Genomic DNA, 15,517 nt, shown 5'->3' with positions numbered 1-15,517 from the left:
CTAATTTATTTCATAGCTGATACTGACTGTCAATTGAACATCCTGACTACCCGGTTCAATCGTCGGAGCTGCCGCTTTCATCTCGCCGGCGCCGACAGCCAGGTCGCTACGGCTATAGATTGCATTCGGCAATTCTGTTCCGCCTTCATAAAAATTAATAATCCGGCCCAATTTAATGCCGACCTGATCAGCCAATATTCTTGCTTTTTCTTTGGCTTGGGCGATGGCCTTTTCTCGCGCTTCGGCTTTGGCTTTTTCCGGATCATCAATAGAAAAAGTCGGCCCGGACACTGTGTTAGCGCCGAGTTCGGTGGCCTTGGCCAGAATATCCCCGGTCTTATCAAAATCCCTGACTTTAACAGTAACGCTTTGGTTGGCGGAATAACCGATTATCCGTTGCCTGCCGTCAGTCCAATCATACTTGGGATTAACGCTATAATTTTCCGTCTTGATATCTTTGGCGTCAATTTTAAACTCTTTCTTGAGCGAATCAATAATCGCATTCATTTTGTCGGTCACGCCTTTTTGCGCCAGATTGACCGTCGCGCCCTCGTTGATAACGCCCAGATAAAGCACGGCGATATCGGGTGTAACGCTGACCTTGGCTGTGCCGGTAACAGTAATCTGATTAATCATATCCGGCGACTTGCCGATATAATCATAAGTGCGCCAGGCATTGCGCGTTAGGACGCCGACATAAACGATTAAAACGACAGCCAAAATCGCTAAAACGATATGTTTGGCACAATGGCATTTGTGCATGCCATTAGTTGTACAACATGTTTTTTGTTCTTCCATATTTTTTGTTATTATTAATTATTATCTGCTGACTAATTTTTTAAGTCCCGGCAATTTCTTGCCTTCCAAAAACTCCAACATCGCTCCCCCGCCGGTCGAAATAAAACTGAATTTATTTTCTAATTTCATTTTACGAATCATTTGCACCGTTTCTCCACCCCCGACAATGGTTTGGGCCTTGGAACCAGCCAAAATCCTGATCAAGCTCCTAGTGCCCCGGGCAAAGACCGGGTTTTCTATTAAACCCATCGGCCCATTCCACATAACCATTTTAGCCGATTTTAAGATATTTTCATATAGTTTTACAGTATCCGGTCCGATATCCAGAATCAATTCTTCCGGCTTAATATCGGCTAAGGCATCCATCCTCCCCTTCTTGGCGTTAAAATTATTGGCCATCACGCCGTCAACCGGCACTACAATATTATTATCAGTCAATTTGAATTTCTTAACCTCGCCGAACATTTCCGGCTCAATCGGCGATTTACCCACCGACACGCCCATAACTTTCAGCACCGTATTGGCCAACGCGCCACCCAGTAAAATCCGCTTCGCCACCTTGGCAAAATTCTTGATTACCCTGATCTTAGTGGAAATCTTGGCGCCACCAATAATCACCACTAGCGGCTTCTTAGGATTTTTCAAAACACCGCCCAAATACTTTATTTCATCTTCCAACAATAATCCCGCATAAGACGGCAGAAAATCTTGAATAACAGAAACCGATACCTGGTCACGATGAGAAACGGCAAAACCGTCATTAACATAAAGATCGCCCAAACTCGCCAGCTCCCGGGCAAAATTATTATTCGCTTGTTCCTCGCGCTTATCAAACCTGATATTTTCTAACAATAGTACTTCGCCGTTTTTCATCTGACTGATTAATTTATCAGTCTTAACGCCGATTATTTCCGGCGACAATTTGACCGGCTGCTTGATTATTTGCGACAATCTTTTGGCCACCGGCTTCAGACTATATTTAAGGTTAACTTTTCCTTCCGGTCGGCCCAGGTGCGCCATAATGATTATCTTGGCGCCTTTTTTAATTAAATACTGGATAGTCGGCGCAGTTCGGACAATACGGAAATCCTCGCTTTGTCCAACTTTGCCATTTTTAGTTATAGGCACATTAAAATCAGCGCGCATGAGCACCTTTTTTCCTTTGAGACTATTTGCTTGTCGGATTGATTTTATCTTCATAACTGAAACTATTTATATTTGTAATTTTAGCTGTTTTCAACACTTCACACAGCTGTGTGAAGTGTTGAAAATTTACATATACACGGCGGTTTTTTATTTAACAAAATTACTCCCCTTCGATCTCCTTAAGTACCCACTCATTACCCGACGACCTACCAATTTCAATATTTAAGCCGTCCGCTTTCCCTCCCTCTGCTAACATCTTTATGTTAAAATCCAAATTAGCCGGCAAAACCTCCTCGCCATGTTCCACAATACTCCCCAGCTCAATCACCGCTTTGGTGATTTTTTTTAAATTGTTTTTTTCGGCTTCCTGGATAATCGCTTTATAGATCGTGTCAGCCAAATGAAAATCATGCATATCTGTTTTAGTTTTTGTTAATTATGATTCAATCTGCAAAATTAATGAGTGGCGCAGGCAATGCACGGATCATAGGCGCGAATCAGGGCGCGAATCCTAATGGCGCGCTTTTTCTCCGGCATATCTTTTATTCCCGGCAAATATTGCTTGATGTCCGCCTCCAAATTTTTCAAGAAAGACACGGTCGGAGTAATGATCTGGCAATCGGTAATCAATCCGTTTTTATCTAATTTGTAAGAATGATACAGCGTCCCACGCGGCGCCTCGCAAGCGTCAACGCCGGCAGTGACTCGACTCAACGGATTGGCGCGGGCAATAAGACTAAGCTCTTGACCTCGGCTTGCTTCCGGCTTTAACTCTGTCGACAGCTCCTCCAGCAAGCGGTCTAATTCTTCCGTAAAATGGACTATCTCTACTGCCTGGCAAATAATATTATTAAAAGTGTTGTACTGGGGCAAGCGCCACTTTAAACTCTTGAATATTCCAGCTGCCAAAGGATTTAATTTGTCATGATTAATGTTTATCCGCGCCAAAGCGCCAACCATAAACGGTTTGCCGTCCAGCTTGGCCGACTTAGCGGCGCGATACGGTTCCTCAATCTCCTTAATATTCTTAGTAAAATCCTTGGCTTTGATCGTCTTAGTCTTGCCACCGGGATATAACACCTTCAAGTCGCCACCATAATAGGCATATTCATCACCCTGAGTTAAGGCCACAAAAGTTGTGGGACGGCTGAATCTGGGCAAATTGATTTTCAGCGCCATATTAACCAGAACCAAGGCGTCTTTTAGGACTGACTGATAACGGCCGGCCAACTCAGCCAACTCGGACTTTTCCGGCAAAACCTTGAATCCGCCGACTTCGCAGGCGATAGGATGCACCGCTCTGCCACCGATGACTTCAATTGTCTTCAGCGCCCAATCGCGCACTCGAATAGCGCTCTCGGTTTCTTTTTTATATTGGCCGATGAACTGTAAATCATTAGTGATGTCAAAAAAGTCCGGCAAAGACAAAAAAAACAAATGCAAAGCGTGGCTGTGGATCAGTTGAGCGCACAGCATGGCTTTTCTCAATTTGATTGTCTGCTCGCTCGGCTTGATATTTAAGGCATTCTCCAATGACTTGACCGAAGAAATCTTATGCACCACCGGACAGATACCGCAGATGCGGGCGGTAATAATCGGCGCTTCATCAAAATTCCGGCCGACCAAAATGCCCTCGATCAAACGCGCGCCTTCGGTAGTCATTACCTTAGCCGAAGACACTTTGCCCTTAATGATTTCGGCCACAAAATCGGAGTGCCCCTCCATTTTGCCGATGTGATTGACTTTTATTTGCATAAACTAAAATATTTACAATTCAACAACAGTCTTTAACATGGAAACCGTAGCGTCATAATCTCCGGACTTGAAAGCGATGCGAATACTGTCGTAAGCCGGATTATCACCGTCTAAGATATCACTCACTTGCGTAAAAATCTTTTTCATGGTCTCGGGGTCGGTTTCGCTTACCTTGCCCTCCGCCAAATACTGACCGAATAACATTCTCTGCATTCTATTGCGAGCTGTTAATTCTTCCTCCGTCCCGGTTCTGGTTTCTATTGACATAATTATTTTTTCTTATTTATCTTTATTCCTCCCTTTTTATTCCTTAATCCTTTAGTTGTTTTGTTTCCTTTAACCAATGACTTTAAGATTGAGTCGCGAACGCCAAAAACTTCCATCACGCGATAAGCTTGTTGACGAGGGAAATTGGCCGTCAAATAATTAAAATGATTCTTGACTTGCGCGCCCTCAAACAGCCCACGACAGCCCCAGCACGGCTGTTTGCTTTTCAGGCAAACCGCCTGACAGCCGCCCAAAGTAATCGGCCCCAGACAAATCATACCTTTTTGCAACAAGCATTCATAGCCCTTAGTCTGGCATTCCCAACACACCGGGCTTTGCGGAAGACGCGGCATTTTGCCGGACAAAAGCTGATAAATCATCTCCAACATCTCGCTACCGGTTACGGGACAGCCGGGAATAGTCAAATCCACTTCAACAAAATTATCCACTTCTTTGATATCAGGATTCTCCACTTTGGCGGAGTTCTGATAGACATACCTGATGGTTTTTTTCTTATCCTGATAATTCTTAATTTCCCAAACGCCGCCCAGCGCCGCGCAGTTACCCAAAACGATTAAAAATTTGGAACGTTCGCGCATGGCCTTAAGCAGTTTGATATTCTCCTTGGTCACCGGATTGCCTTCAACCAAACAAACGTCATATTGGCCTTCCGGCATCGGATCATCCTCAATTAACCGAAATTCCTCAACTTCGAATTTTTTCAGCAAATCCAAAAACTTCTTGCCCTGATCCAGCAAAACGAATTGACAGCCCTCGCAAGAGGTTAAACTGATAATGGCGAGTTTTGGTTTTTTTACTTTCATAGATTGGCCAATTTTAAGTTATGACGCGTCCATTTTTCCAGATTATCCTTTTGCTCCTCGGAAATGCGGTCGCATGCCCAATTCCAATGCAGGGTTATCAGATCGCCGGCATGAAGCGGACCGGTAAAACTCTTATTATCATATTCAAACCAGACTTCCTTCGCTTGCGGCGCGCCGAGCGATAATTGATTATCAATATACTGCAACGGCTGACATTTAACTTTTATCTTTTTGAGCAAGCCGTCAGTGACCGGATCGGACTCAAGCACCTTAGCCCAACTAATGCGGCAATCATCCATAGTGGCAATAGTATAAGCTAACGCGTTCGGACCCATACGCTTAGGAATATTGAAAACATGCCAGGAGTGATGTGGTTTGGCGCCCAAAGTAATCTTGCCATAAATCTTTTCCGCCAACTCCGGCTTATAGGATTTGGGCAAACGCTGAATGTCCACCATGTAACGATAAAAAGCGTTGAAATCAATGTGGCTAAGCAAATCATTACCGATCCAATACGCTTCCACCACACGATAATCAAAAGGATCGGCGATTTTATTGGCGTGAGCGATAAAACTTATGTAAGGGAACATGGTATCAAACTCTTCCAGTAATTCGCCCAATCCCCCATCGCTAACCCCGGCGGAAACATAAGAAAATAATTGGGAATTCCTGTCGCCGCCGCAATAACGCAATTTATTGGGCATGAAAGCATAGCGCGCCGCCAAAACCATGCCATTAATCTTTTCTCCGTTCATACTTTTTTCGCCGGTGACAAGTAACCGGCAATCTCCTCAGCTTCCTGTTCTGTTATTCTGACTACGGCCAAATCGGCGTTTACCAATACCCAATCGCCTACTTGCGGCACCGCCGAAAAGGCGCGCTTAACCCGGCGCCTGGTGCCGGCGGTTTCCACCTCCAAATAATTGTCAGCGGCGGAAATCACTTGCGCCGGCACGGTCAGGCACATAACTACATTTTTTTCTTAAACAGCATCAGAACGCCGACGCCGATCAAAACGATCGGCCAAACGACATCCCAATTGATGACGGTCAGCAGGCCGAGATTCTTGAGCAAAAAAATTGCTCCGATGATAATGAGTGCGATAGCGAGCATGGCTTTATGGTTAATTATTAATAAATTATTTATTATCGTTGTTTCTGACTGGCTGGTGAATGAGCCTATCTCCCGAAATCTTATAAGCAAACATCGGCAGATTATCCGCCGGCTGACTGGAGGAAACAAGCTTATCCTGCCACTCGGCTATGGGCCAACAGCCCACAATAACTTGCGCCCCCGGCTTAAGCTCTCGACTGAACTTTTCCGTCAGCCGCTTATAACTCTTGTCCAACAAAAAAATAAAAATCGTGTCGGCATCGGAAATATCCTGAAAAAATAAATCACCGAATAAAATCTTAGTCCGAGGAATGAAAAAACTTTTAATCCTGGCATACAGCCAAGGCAGAAAGAATATTTCTACCCCGGTGGCCGTAGCGCCGCGTTTAGCCGCTTCAAAAACCAGCCGGCCGTCGCCACAACCCAAGTCATAAATTTTACAGCCGTTTTTGATCTCCGCCAAATCCATCATGCGCTGAACATCACGACGCCTGGTAGGCAACCAAGGCGCGGCCGAATACGCGCCGTAAGCCGCGGTAAGCAACACCAAAAAAAGCAAAAGGTAAATCAGAATACTGATGGTCATAAAGCGTTAGGAATATCTTTAAGCTGGGAATAACTGAATACTGGCCCGTCCTTGCAGACGTAATACGGCCCAATAGCGCAATGCTGGCAAACGCCGACCCCGCAATACATCCGCCGTTCCAATGATACCCAAATATTTTGGGCTTTGATTTTTTTGGCTTCCAGCTCCTTGACGGCAAAACGATACATTATGGGCGGACCTACCATCACCACTACGGCAGAAGAAGATATCTGGCGTTTTTGGATCAAAGCGGTGATCAAGCCTTTTTCACCATGCCACCGCTCAGTCGGTTTTTCCAGAATAACGCTCAATTCCGCTCCGCGATTCCATTCCGGATATTGTTTCTTGAATAATAACGTATCTTCATTAAGACAGCCGTAAAAAATTTTCAACGATTTGGGTTTGATGCGGCCAGCCAAACAGTCAATGATCAACGGCCTCAGCGGCACAAAACCGCAGCCACCGCCGATCAAAATCAATTCCTTGCCGGTATAAAGACCCGTATCAAAGCCGTTACCAAACGGTCCCCTGACCCACGCTTCGTCTCCGTTTTTTAATTCGTTGATTTTGTGCGTCAATTGCCCTACGTCACGGACAGCCAATTCAAAATACTTCTTGCTGTCAGCCGACGAGGAACAAATACTGATGGGACACTCGCCCCAACCGGGAAAGCCGATCTGCATAAATTGCCCGGGCAAAAAAGCAAAAGCCTTCTGGCGTTTTTTATCAATAAATTGGAATCTCAAAAGAACCGTGTCAATTGATTCGCGACTGACGGAGATCACCTTAACTTCTTGCGGTTGATAAATATTACGCATCTTATGCTACTGAATATTTTGCTTATTTCAATTTTGAAATCTTAGCGATATTTTTGGCAATATCAATGCCGACCGGACAAGTGCGCGTACAACGGCCGCAGGATACGCACCCAACATGGGAATATTCTTTGGGAATACGCACAAATTTATGATAATACCAAAAAAATATTTTTTTCCTGACCGTATCCAATTCCTGATGTCCGCCGGCGACCAGAGAAAAATCATTATAAAAGCAGCTCCCCCACCGGCGATCGCGCCGCGGATCATCAGGATTAGCCTTGTCTTCCAAATCAAAACAAAAACAAGTCGGACAGGCAACGGTGCATTTGCCGCAGGCCAAACAAACTTGATCCAAATTATCCCATAAATAATGATTAGCAGAACGTTCCAATTTACCTTTAATTTCCAACATACGCTTGTCCGGCCCGCTTTCAGCTATGGCGCCGGCAAATTTGATATTCTCAAAATCCTTGATACGGCAACTCTCCAATAATTTACGGCCGACTGAAGAGCCGGAATAAAAAATCGGCTCCCCGCCTTTGCGGCCGGCAATAAAAACATCAAACGACACATGCTCCAGCGCGTCCTCCTTAAAATTATGGGAAAAAACTTTACTTTTCTTGTAGCTGTTGGGCCAATCAGCACCATAGCCGATAACAACGGTTTTCTGCCGACGATTTTGATAATAGACATCGTTGCCGAAAACCAAATCAAAGAGCGTCAGCGCCTTCAAATCCAAAATATTCATGCCCAAGCAGGCCACCGGCGGCTGTTCGCCTTTGGTCTCCGCCAATCCCTGCCGGCCTTCAAACAACTTTTCCCGATGAGGCAAAAACAACTCTTTCCAAGAGTTCTCGGTTAACTTGCCTGACCAATCAATTTCGTCCGGCACCTTAGCTTCCTGTGCCAAAAGCCTCCCGTCCCGCTTAACCGGAGCATAAACAAAATAGTCACGAAAAACTGCCGTGATTAACCGTTTCAATTTGTCATCTTCCTTTAGCATAATTAATAATATTATAACACAAATCAAAACAAAAATAAAAGCGGACAACTCGTGTCCGCTCATAATGTCCTAGTCTTCGATCTGATGCTGTTTCTCTTGCCTTTTACCACAAGATTCGCAACGGCCCAATTCTTTGGCGCAGTGCGGGCAATACTCATACCCCTGATGCGTGGCCAGATTATTACAGCCTGATGCAGTGCAACCGCCGACGGGCACGCCCGGCTTTCGGATAATACCGCTGCAATTTATACACAAAGACATGGTTTTACCCTTTCTTTTTGTCTTCGGCAGATTTGCCAAAGCGTTCGGCTTCGGCCGGAAAGTATCTCCTGAATACTTCAGTATCGGCTAAAGGATGATAACCGATCTTGCTGTGATTTTTGACCATTGTACCCACAACATTAACTAAAGCTTCGGGGGATAACTTTCTACAGATACCGACTATCTCCGCCGGTACAAGCAAAGCGATCAAATCCGCCTGAGTAGAGGCGGCATCGGCTATCTCAACGGCACGACTAGGGAAAACGAGCGCCAATATCTCCGCCTCAGCGAGCTCTCTGGCTATAATATCCAAAGACTCCGGTTTGGTTTCTTTGGCGATACGCAATACTGCAACGGCTAAAACATTAGCCATATCACGACCCGTATTACCGTCTCTACGTAGGCAATAATCTTTAATTTGAGAATTAATGACAGAAATCATCTTGCCCAGGTTTTCTCCGGACAAACTTACCGCCAAAGCCACTAAAGCGTCACTTAACCTTTCATCACAGCTCTTTTCGTCCTTTCCCATGGCCAATCCTCCTTTACTGTTTATTGCATTTTATTCCCCTGACTTTGATTAATTATATAAAGAACTAAAGTTCGTAACACTATACCGTAAATGATAAAAAATGTCAAGGATACTACTCCCCAGCAAACTCAGTCTGGGCATAATATTTAAGCCCGGCATCAGTCAATTTCTTACCACCCCCCAAATCCGGCAGATCCACAATAAACGCCAACTCCTCTATTTCTCCCCCCAATTTTTTAACCAATTTGGAAGCGGCCAGAGCCGTACCGCCGGTGGCAATCAGATCGTCAACAATTAATACTCTCTGGCCGAGCGTAATGGCGTCTTTATGGATTTCTATCGTGTCAGTGCCATATTCCAAATTATAAGTTTCACTTTCCGTTTCCGCCGGCAATTTGCCTTTCTTGCGCACCGGTACGAAACCTTTGCCCAACAAGTAAGCCAAAGCACCGCCCAAAATAAATCCTCGACTATCAATACCGACAATGACATCAATATCCTTGTTTTTATATCTTTCCGCAAAATCGTCCAAACATAACTTCAGTCCGACCGGGTCTTTTATTAAAGTAGTAATGTCGCGGAACATAACGCCTTTCTTGGGCCAGTCCGCCACCGTGCGAATGCGTGATTTAATAGGCATATAGATTCAATTACGAATTACGAATTAAAAATTATTAATTTTATAAAACCTGCGACTATTAAAATCTTGTGCTGATCTTCAGTGTCCGCCGCCAAGCGGAGCCAGGGCGTTCACGAAAAATTTTTGCAAGCCTGCCTGCCGGCAGGTAGGCGCAGCGTCAAAAAACTATTTAATCTTAGGTATAATCTTAATCAATAACTGCTTCACCTTTTCCGCATTCTCAGTCATACGTTGCATCACCATTTCAAAAGTTACCGGCACCTCATCGGTTTTCCAACAATCATAATCCGTGGACATGGCGATAGTCTGGTAAGGCAAGCCCAGCTCATTAGCCAGAATCACTTCCGGACAAGTGGACATATTAATGATATCCGCTCCCCATTGGCGGAACATGTGGCTTTCAGCGCGGGTGGAAAATCTGGGTCCTTCAATCGTAATTACCGTCTTATCATAATTATAATCAAAACCCAACTCATCGCAAGTGTTACGTAACATGCTACGTAACAACGAATCATAAGGATCAGCCATGGCTTTATGCTCCACTTCGTCGGTAAAATAAGTCAGATTGCGATGGCGGGTAAAATCAATAAACTGATTAGGAAAAACCAGATTACCCGGTTTAATTTCTTCTCTCAATGATCCAACAGCAGTCGTAGCCAAGATGTGTGTACAACCCTCATCCTTAAGCGCCTGGATATTGGCCATAAAATTAATCTTGGTCGGCATAATATTGTGCGTCTTGCCATGACGCGCCAAGATCACCACCTCCACGCCGGCGATCTGTCCGAGCGTTAAAGGCGAAGCCAGCTGGCCGTATCTATTTCCTACGATTTTTTCCGTGGCGTTTTGCAAAATTTGCGGATCATCCAACCCTGACCCGCCAATAATAGCGATCTTTGGCATAAAATTATTCTTGATATTGATAAGACAATAAATTATATTCGTCTGTCGGATAAGCGCTAATTCCCTCCTTGTGCCATAAGACAAATTCGCTGATACCGGTATCAAGAGCTAATTTACTGCAATGAGTGCAATATGGCCGACCCGATTCTGTCGCTTCTCCGTTACCGTTTAAGCGGGTAAAATACAAAACCGCTCCGCTTAATCGGTCAGGCTGACGGCGTAAAGCGTCCATAATCGCTCGCTGTTCGGCGTGAACGCAACATGTTTTATCCGTCACCTTGATATGCAAATCGCTTTTAAACGCTGAACAACGCCGCTGGCTTTCCAGATTGCCGGCCGGCGAATTGAAGCCCGAACCGATGATCCGCCCTTCCCTGACTATTACCGTACCGCATTTGGATCGCTCACAAGTGGCTTGCTTGGCTATCTCGGCCGCCGCAGAAAAATATTCTTCAGCCAGTATTTTTTCTTCGCCCTCTAAGTACCTCATATTAATCAGTTTTTTTCGGCCCTTCTATCTGCAACAAATCAATGCCGCTTTCGGCGCCGGTGATCTTGACCACATCTTTATCAATTTTCTTCAGTTCTTTGTCCGCCGCATTATAGGCATTAACCGTCGTGGCCAGACTACCGCCCAGCTTTTTGAAATAGTCATCATAAGCCACGATATGTTTTTGCAGCATTTCCACCCGCTTAATGATATCTTTGGTTTGCTCCTCGATTTTTAGAGCGCGCAACCCTTGCAGAACCGTCTGCAGGTAAGCGGCAAAGGTAGTAGGCGAGACAATAATCACTTTCTTTTCCTTAAAAGCGTAATCAATCAACGAACGGGTGTTTATCTTAATCGCGCCGACTTCATTGACCAGCAGATCATAATAAATAGCCTCGGCGGGAATAAACATGAAAGCAAAGTCCAAAGTTCCCTTGTCCGGTTTGATATATTTACTGGTTTCGTCAATGCGCTTCTTCAAATCGTTCTTGAATTCCTTTTCGTATTGCAAACGCTTTTCTTCATCATCCTCATTAATTACGCGATTATAGTTATCCAACGAAAACTTGGCATCTACGGGAATAATGCCGTCCTTAGTAAAAATCGCGGCATCCACAATATCACCGTCGTCAAACTGGTATTGAATCTTGAAGGCGGTCGGCGGCAAAATATTATCTAACACCAAATGCAAGCCGGCCTCGCCTAGGTTGCCGCGCTGTTTCTGGCTGGTCAAAACTTTTTCCAAATTCTTCAATTGCTCCGAAAAACCCATGACTTGTTTATTGGTAGCTTGCAATTCGGTAACTTTTTCGGTCACTCCCCTGATAATACTAATACTCTGACCAAACTGCGTTTGCATTTGACGCGATGATTCGGTCAGTTTGCTATCCATAGTTTGATTCAGCCCGCGAATACTGCTATCCATAGTCTGATTCAATTCCTTAATGCGTTCAAACAGCAAAAGCGCCGTCTTATCATCCTGGGGCGCGGCTAATTGCGATAATTTGCTGTTAAAAAAAACAAATAAACCGACCACCGCGGCGACCAAAACAATTATCAAAGCGATCAAAACCAAGGTTATAGACATAAAAAATTAATAATTCGTAATTTAAAAACTGTAATTGATTATATTACCACCAAACTTTTTTCAGTTTTAGCAAGTAAGCGATGATATTAGTTAAGGGATGAAGCACCAGAGTAAGCAAACAAGCGGCCACGACAACCTGCCAGAACAGCGCCGCATAACACCAGGTGAACAAAAAAAATCCCGCGACAAAATCCAACTGATCAAATACGGGCCAGACGCCGCCGGAAACAACGCCAATGCGGCGCTTGAAAAAGCTCTTAGCCAAATCGCCCAGAATTGCGCCCAGTCCGGCCAGAAAACCGAATATCAGCCAGACACTCGGATAATCCACCAGGGAGATCCCCTCAAAATAAGGGTAATTAAAAAGCCAGGCCTGCAAACCGGCACCCAAAATGCCGAAAATTACAGCAACCAAAATCCCACGCCAGGTTTTGCCGGTTCCAAAGATATATTGCCCGCGCCATTTGCGACCGCCGTCAATGGGCTTGGCCAATAATTTCAGCAAACCAAGACGGCCGAATACGGGCGGAGCCATATTGGCCAAATAGGCGGGCAAAAGCAAATAAAAAGCGACAATGATTAGCATCCACATACGCCTGCATTTTAACATTTTATTCCTTTTTGAGCAAACAAAAAACCCGTGACCAGTCACATCACGGGATTAAATTGGTTACAAAACAACGAATTGGACGAACTGGCGGCAGACGATCCGCCAGAAATTATCTTCGACGATAGCAAAACATGACTTTATCGCTATGTTCGTCTACGGGATCAAGACAAAGAACCAAGTGATAAAAATCACAATGGCCATTATACGGATTACGAGCATAAAGAGTAACGCGTATATTTCTGATTACTTCAGCTTTTGAAGCATCAATCTGTATCGGATCATTATTAAAGCCTTGATAGAAAAGACCGTAATAAAAATTTTCAACGGCGCGTTTGATTAAATTCAAAAAAGGAACGTCGTTTCTACCTTTATCCGCATAAATACGCATCTTATATTTTGAATCGCCCATTTCCCGACCGGTGGAAAAACCCACCTCAATACGTTTGACCGTTTTCTTACAGCCTTCACCAGCCTTAAGATTCTCAGAGACAAGCATAATGGCCTCCTTTCATTTTAGTTGTCAGTTTTCAAGGTTGCGCTTAATATGATTTGCATCATGCAAATATAATAAGAAACATGGTGTATTTTGTCAATAGCTGGCCGAATTAATAATCCGACTCCTCAACCTCCAATTCCGGATCAAAATCCAAGATGCCTTTTCGTTTGCCCGGTCCGAGCGCGCGCTCCCCTGCTTCATCCACATAAATCACCTCATCTTCATCTTCCTCCACATCCCAGCGATCATATAACTTCGTCGGCAACTCCCTAATAAACTGCGACGGGTGCAATATACTGTCTCGGCCGAATAACGGATAACTCAAATATAATTGGTCTTTGGCGCGGGTACAAGCCACATAAAACAACCGCCGCTCCTCTTCCAGTTCCGCCGGCTTATCATAAACTCTGGCGTGCGGAAACAGGCCTTCCGCCAAGCCGATCACAAACACTGCCGGCCACTCCAAGCCCTTAGCCTGATGGATGGTAGACAGGATTAATTGTTCATTATCATTCGCCAGTCGCTCAGCGCGCGATTGACCCTGGAAGTTTTCCGACAAAGCCGTATCGGCCAAAAATCTTTCCAAACTGTCGTAAGATTTGACGAATTCTATCAACTGAGTCAAATCATCCAGCCGATCCTGAAAATTCTCGTAGTTGGCTTGCAAATGTTTTTCGTAACCGGAATCAATAATAACAGTTACTAACGCGGGCAAATCATTCTTATCTAATTGCGCGATTTTCTCCAATATGCGCCTTAAGACGGACCAGCCGAAAGCGGCTTTAGAGCCAAGTTCCAGCTTATAACCCAACAACTTTTCCAAATCGCCCAAAACCGCGGCCTGGCGCCAAATCTTTTCTGCCGTCATCTCGCCGATGCCGCCCTGCATACTAAGAAGACGCAACCAAGAAACCTCGTCGCGAAAATTGGCTAAAATTTTCAAGTAAGCCAGAACGTCTTTCAAATGCGCCTGCTCAAAAAACCTCATGCCTCCGCGCATCTGATACGGAATATTTCGTTTATTAAGTTCCATTTCCAATTCCAAGCATTGGAAATGCGACCGAAACAGTACAGCCATATTATTAAGCGCCAGGCCGTCATCACGTTGCAAATCCAAAATCCTTTGACAAACAAACTCAGCTTGCTGATAATTATCAGTCAAAGCCGCCACAGCCGGCTTGGCGCCTTTGGCTCGGATCGCCTTGAGGTGTTTCTCAAACTTAGCTTCATTGCGATTAATTGATGTATCGGCCAGCGCCAGAATCTCGGGTGTAGAGCGATAATTGATTTCTAATCGCAGAATCTTGGCATCGGGAAATTGCTGAGGAAAATCCAAAATATGATTAACATCGGCGCCCCGAAAGCCATAGATGCTTTGGGCGTCATCGCCGACCGCCAAAATGTTGCGCTGAGGGCTGGCCAGATTAGCGATAATCTTGGACTGCAAAGCGTTAGTGTCTTGGAATTCGTCAATCAAAATGTAAGCGAACTTTTCGCCCAAACGCTTTTTTATTTCCGGTGATTGTTCCAGCAATTCATTCCATTTGATTAGGAGGTCATCAAAATCCAAAGCATTAATCTGAGCTTTGCGCTCCTTATACAAATCAGCCGTCTCCAAAATGCACGGCAAATAATTGTCTTTAAAATAATCATAACGCTCAGCTATGACCTGGCGGATGGGCTGGCACAAGTTCTGCGACAAAGAGATAATGGAACGAATGACCTTGGCCTTGGGGAAATACTTATCCTCCGGCGGATTGGCCCGGCTCAGGCAATTCTTAAGCAAAGTCAAAGAATCCTCCTCATCTAAGATCGTAAAGTTATTAGCGATATTTATCCGCTCGCCGTACATCCGCAACAGCCGATTGCCCAAATGATGAAAAGTTCCGCCCCACAACCCCTTGGCTTCGCCTTTAAGTAACACCCCAATGCGTTCTAGCATTTCTTTGGCCGCCTTGTTGGTAAAAGTTACCAGCATGATATTTCCGGCCGGTACGCCCTGTTCCAACAGATAAACTACGCGATAAACCAAGGTGCGAGTTTTACCCGAACCGGCGCCGGCCAAAACTAAACAAGGCCCGTAGCCCTCGGTTACGACCTTGTGTTGTTCCTCATTAAGCTCTTTAGCGTAATCAATTTTAAAATCCTTAACTGTTGAGGCAGTATGTAAAACGTATTTGACCATAAG

21 protein-coding genes are annotated in these 15,517 nt (G+C 44.8%); all 21 read right to left on the bottom strand.

The annotated features are described in order from the left end of the window. Nucleotides 1-798, bottom strand: coding sequence for an SIMPL domain-containing protein (locus tag WC473_05580; protein MFA5125260.1), 798 nt, complete (start codon nt 796-798; stop codon nt 1-3). Nucleotides 799-819: 21 nt separating this feature from the next. Next, the gene (locus WC473_05575) at nt 820-1,998 is read right to left on the bottom strand and encodes a phosphoglycerate kinase (GenBank protein MFA5125259.1); all 1,179 of its coding nucleotides are present in this window, start codon (nt 1,996-1,998) and stop codon (nt 820-822) included. 106 nt (nt 1,999-2,104) lie between these two features. Then, nucleotides 2,105-2,359, bottom strand: coding sequence for a hypothetical protein (locus tag WC473_05570; protein MFA5125258.1), 255 nt, complete (start codon nt 2,357-2,359; stop codon nt 2,105-2,107). Between the two features lie 41 nt (nt 2,360-2,400). Next, nucleotides 2,401-3,699 carry a Ni/Fe hydrogenase subunit alpha gene (locus WC473_05565; protein ID MFA5125257.1) on the bottom strand — a complete coding sequence of 433 codons (1,299 nt, stop codon included), beginning with the start codon at nt 3,697-3,699 and terminating at the stop codon, nt 2,401-2,403. A 12-nt stretch (nt 3,700-3,711) separates the two neighbouring features. Next, nucleotides 3,712-3,966, bottom strand: a complete 255-nt coding sequence (locus tag WC473_05560; GenBank protein MFA5125256.1) for a hypothetical protein — start codon at nt 3,964-3,966, stop codon at nt 3,712-3,714. Between the two features lie 2 nt (nt 3,967-3,968). Continuing rightward, nucleotides 3,969-4,790 (bottom strand): NADH:ubiquinone oxidoreductase, encoded by an 822-nt coding sequence (locus WC473_05555; protein MFA5125255.1) that lies wholly within the window; start codon nt 4,788-4,790, stop codon nt 3,969-3,971. Next, a complete protein-coding gene (locus WC473_05550; protein ID MFA5125254.1) occupies nt 4,787-5,545 on the bottom strand; it encodes a DUF6390 family protein in 759 nt (252 codons plus the stop codon). The genes WC473_05555 and WC473_05550 overlap by 4 nt, the downstream gene beginning before the upstream one ends. Further along, complete coding sequence (locus tag WC473_05545) at nt 5,542-5,757, bottom strand: HypC/HybG/HupF family hydrogenase formation chaperone (protein ID MFA5125253.1); 216 nt, start codon at nt 5,755-5,757, stop codon at nt 5,542-5,544. Before WC473_05545 ends, WC473_05550 begins: the two co-directional genes overlap by 4 nt. A 2-nt stretch (nt 5,758-5,759) precedes the next feature. Beyond that, nucleotides 5,760-5,903, bottom strand: a complete 144-nt coding sequence (locus tag WC473_05540) for a DUF5668 domain-containing protein (protein ID MFA5125252.1) — start codon at nt 5,901-5,903, stop codon at nt 5,760-5,762. A gap of 25 nt (nt 5,904-5,928) precedes the next feature. Then, nucleotides 5,929-6,489 carry a class I SAM-dependent methyltransferase gene (locus WC473_05535; protein ID MFA5125251.1) on the bottom strand — a complete coding sequence of 187 codons (561 nt, stop codon included), beginning with the start codon at nt 6,487-6,489 and terminating at the stop codon, nt 5,929-5,931. Beyond that, entirely contained in the window at nt 6,486-7,307 is an 822-nt protein-coding gene (locus tag WC473_05530; protein ID MFA5125250.1) for an FAD/NAD(P)-binding protein, read from the bottom strand. Before WC473_05530 ends, WC473_05535 begins: the two co-directional genes overlap by 4 nt. Nucleotides 7,308-7,329: 22 nt before the next feature. Beyond that, complete coding sequence (locus WC473_05525; GenBank protein ID MFA5125249.1) at nt 7,330-8,310, bottom strand: 4Fe-4S dicluster domain-containing protein; 981 nt, start codon at nt 8,308-8,310, stop codon at nt 7,330-7,332. 69 nt (nt 8,311-8,379) lie between these two features. Beyond that, a complete protein-coding gene (locus WC473_05520) occupies nt 8,380-8,571 on the bottom strand; it encodes a hypothetical protein (protein ID MFA5125248.1) in 192 nt (63 codons plus the stop codon). 4 nt (nt 8,572-8,575) lie between these two features. Further along, complete coding sequence (locus tag WC473_05515; GenBank protein ID MFA5125247.1) at nt 8,576-9,103, bottom strand: hypothetical protein; 528 nt, start codon at nt 9,101-9,103, stop codon at nt 8,576-8,578. Nucleotides 9,104-9,215: 112 nt separating this feature from the next. Next, the gene (locus tag WC473_05510) at nt 9,216-9,743 is read right to left on the bottom strand and encodes an adenine phosphoribosyltransferase (protein MFA5125246.1); all 528 of its coding nucleotides are present in this window, start codon (nt 9,741-9,743) and stop codon (nt 9,216-9,218) included. Nucleotides 9,744-9,908: 165 nt separating this feature from the next. After that, nucleotides 9,909-10,646: an S-methyl-5'-thioadenosine phosphorylase gene (gene mtnP / locus WC473_05505; GenBank protein ID MFA5125245.1), complete on the bottom strand. Its 738-nt coding sequence runs from the start codon at nt 10,644-10,646 to the stop codon at nt 9,909-9,911. A gap of 4 nt (nt 10,647-10,650) precedes the next feature. Continuing rightward, on the bottom strand, nt 10,651-11,136 hold the full coding sequence (locus tag WC473_05500; protein ID MFA5125244.1) for a deaminase: 486 nt from the start codon (nt 11,134-11,136) through the stop codon (nt 10,651-10,653). Nucleotide 11,137: 1 nt separating this feature from the next. Then, nucleotides 11,138-12,223 (bottom strand): DNA recombination protein RmuC, encoded by a 1,086-nt coding sequence (locus WC473_05495; protein ID MFA5125243.1) that lies wholly within the window; start codon nt 12,221-12,223, stop codon nt 11,138-11,140. Nucleotides 12,224-12,266: 43 nt separating this feature from the next. Then, nucleotides 12,267-12,809 carry a CDP-2,3-bis-(O-geranylgeranyl)-sn-glycerol synthase gene (locus WC473_05490; protein ID MFA5125242.1) on the bottom strand — a complete coding sequence of 181 codons (543 nt, stop codon included), beginning with the start codon at nt 12,807-12,809 and terminating at the stop codon, nt 12,267-12,269. Between the two features lie 133 nt (nt 12,810-12,942). Then, nucleotides 12,943-13,329 (bottom strand): hypothetical protein, encoded by a 387-nt coding sequence (locus tag WC473_05485; GenBank protein ID MFA5125241.1) that lies wholly within the window; start codon nt 13,327-13,329, stop codon nt 12,943-12,945. Between the two features lie 109 nt (nt 13,330-13,438). After that, nucleotides 13,439-15,514, bottom strand: a complete 2,076-nt coding sequence (locus WC473_05480) for a UvrD-helicase domain-containing protein (GenBank protein MFA5125240.1) — start codon at nt 15,512-15,514, stop codon at nt 13,439-13,441. Between the last annotated feature and the right edge of the window lie 3 nt (nt 15,515-15,517).

It is taken from the genome of Patescibacteria group bacterium (assembly GCA_041650895.1).
Lineage (GTDB): Bacteria > Patescibacteriota > Patescibacteriia > 2-01-FULL-39-33 > 2-01-FULL-39-33 > CAISTG01.
The sequence above is the reverse complement of the archived record's forward strand: the minus strand, read 5'-3'. Positions and strand labels throughout refer to the sequence as shown.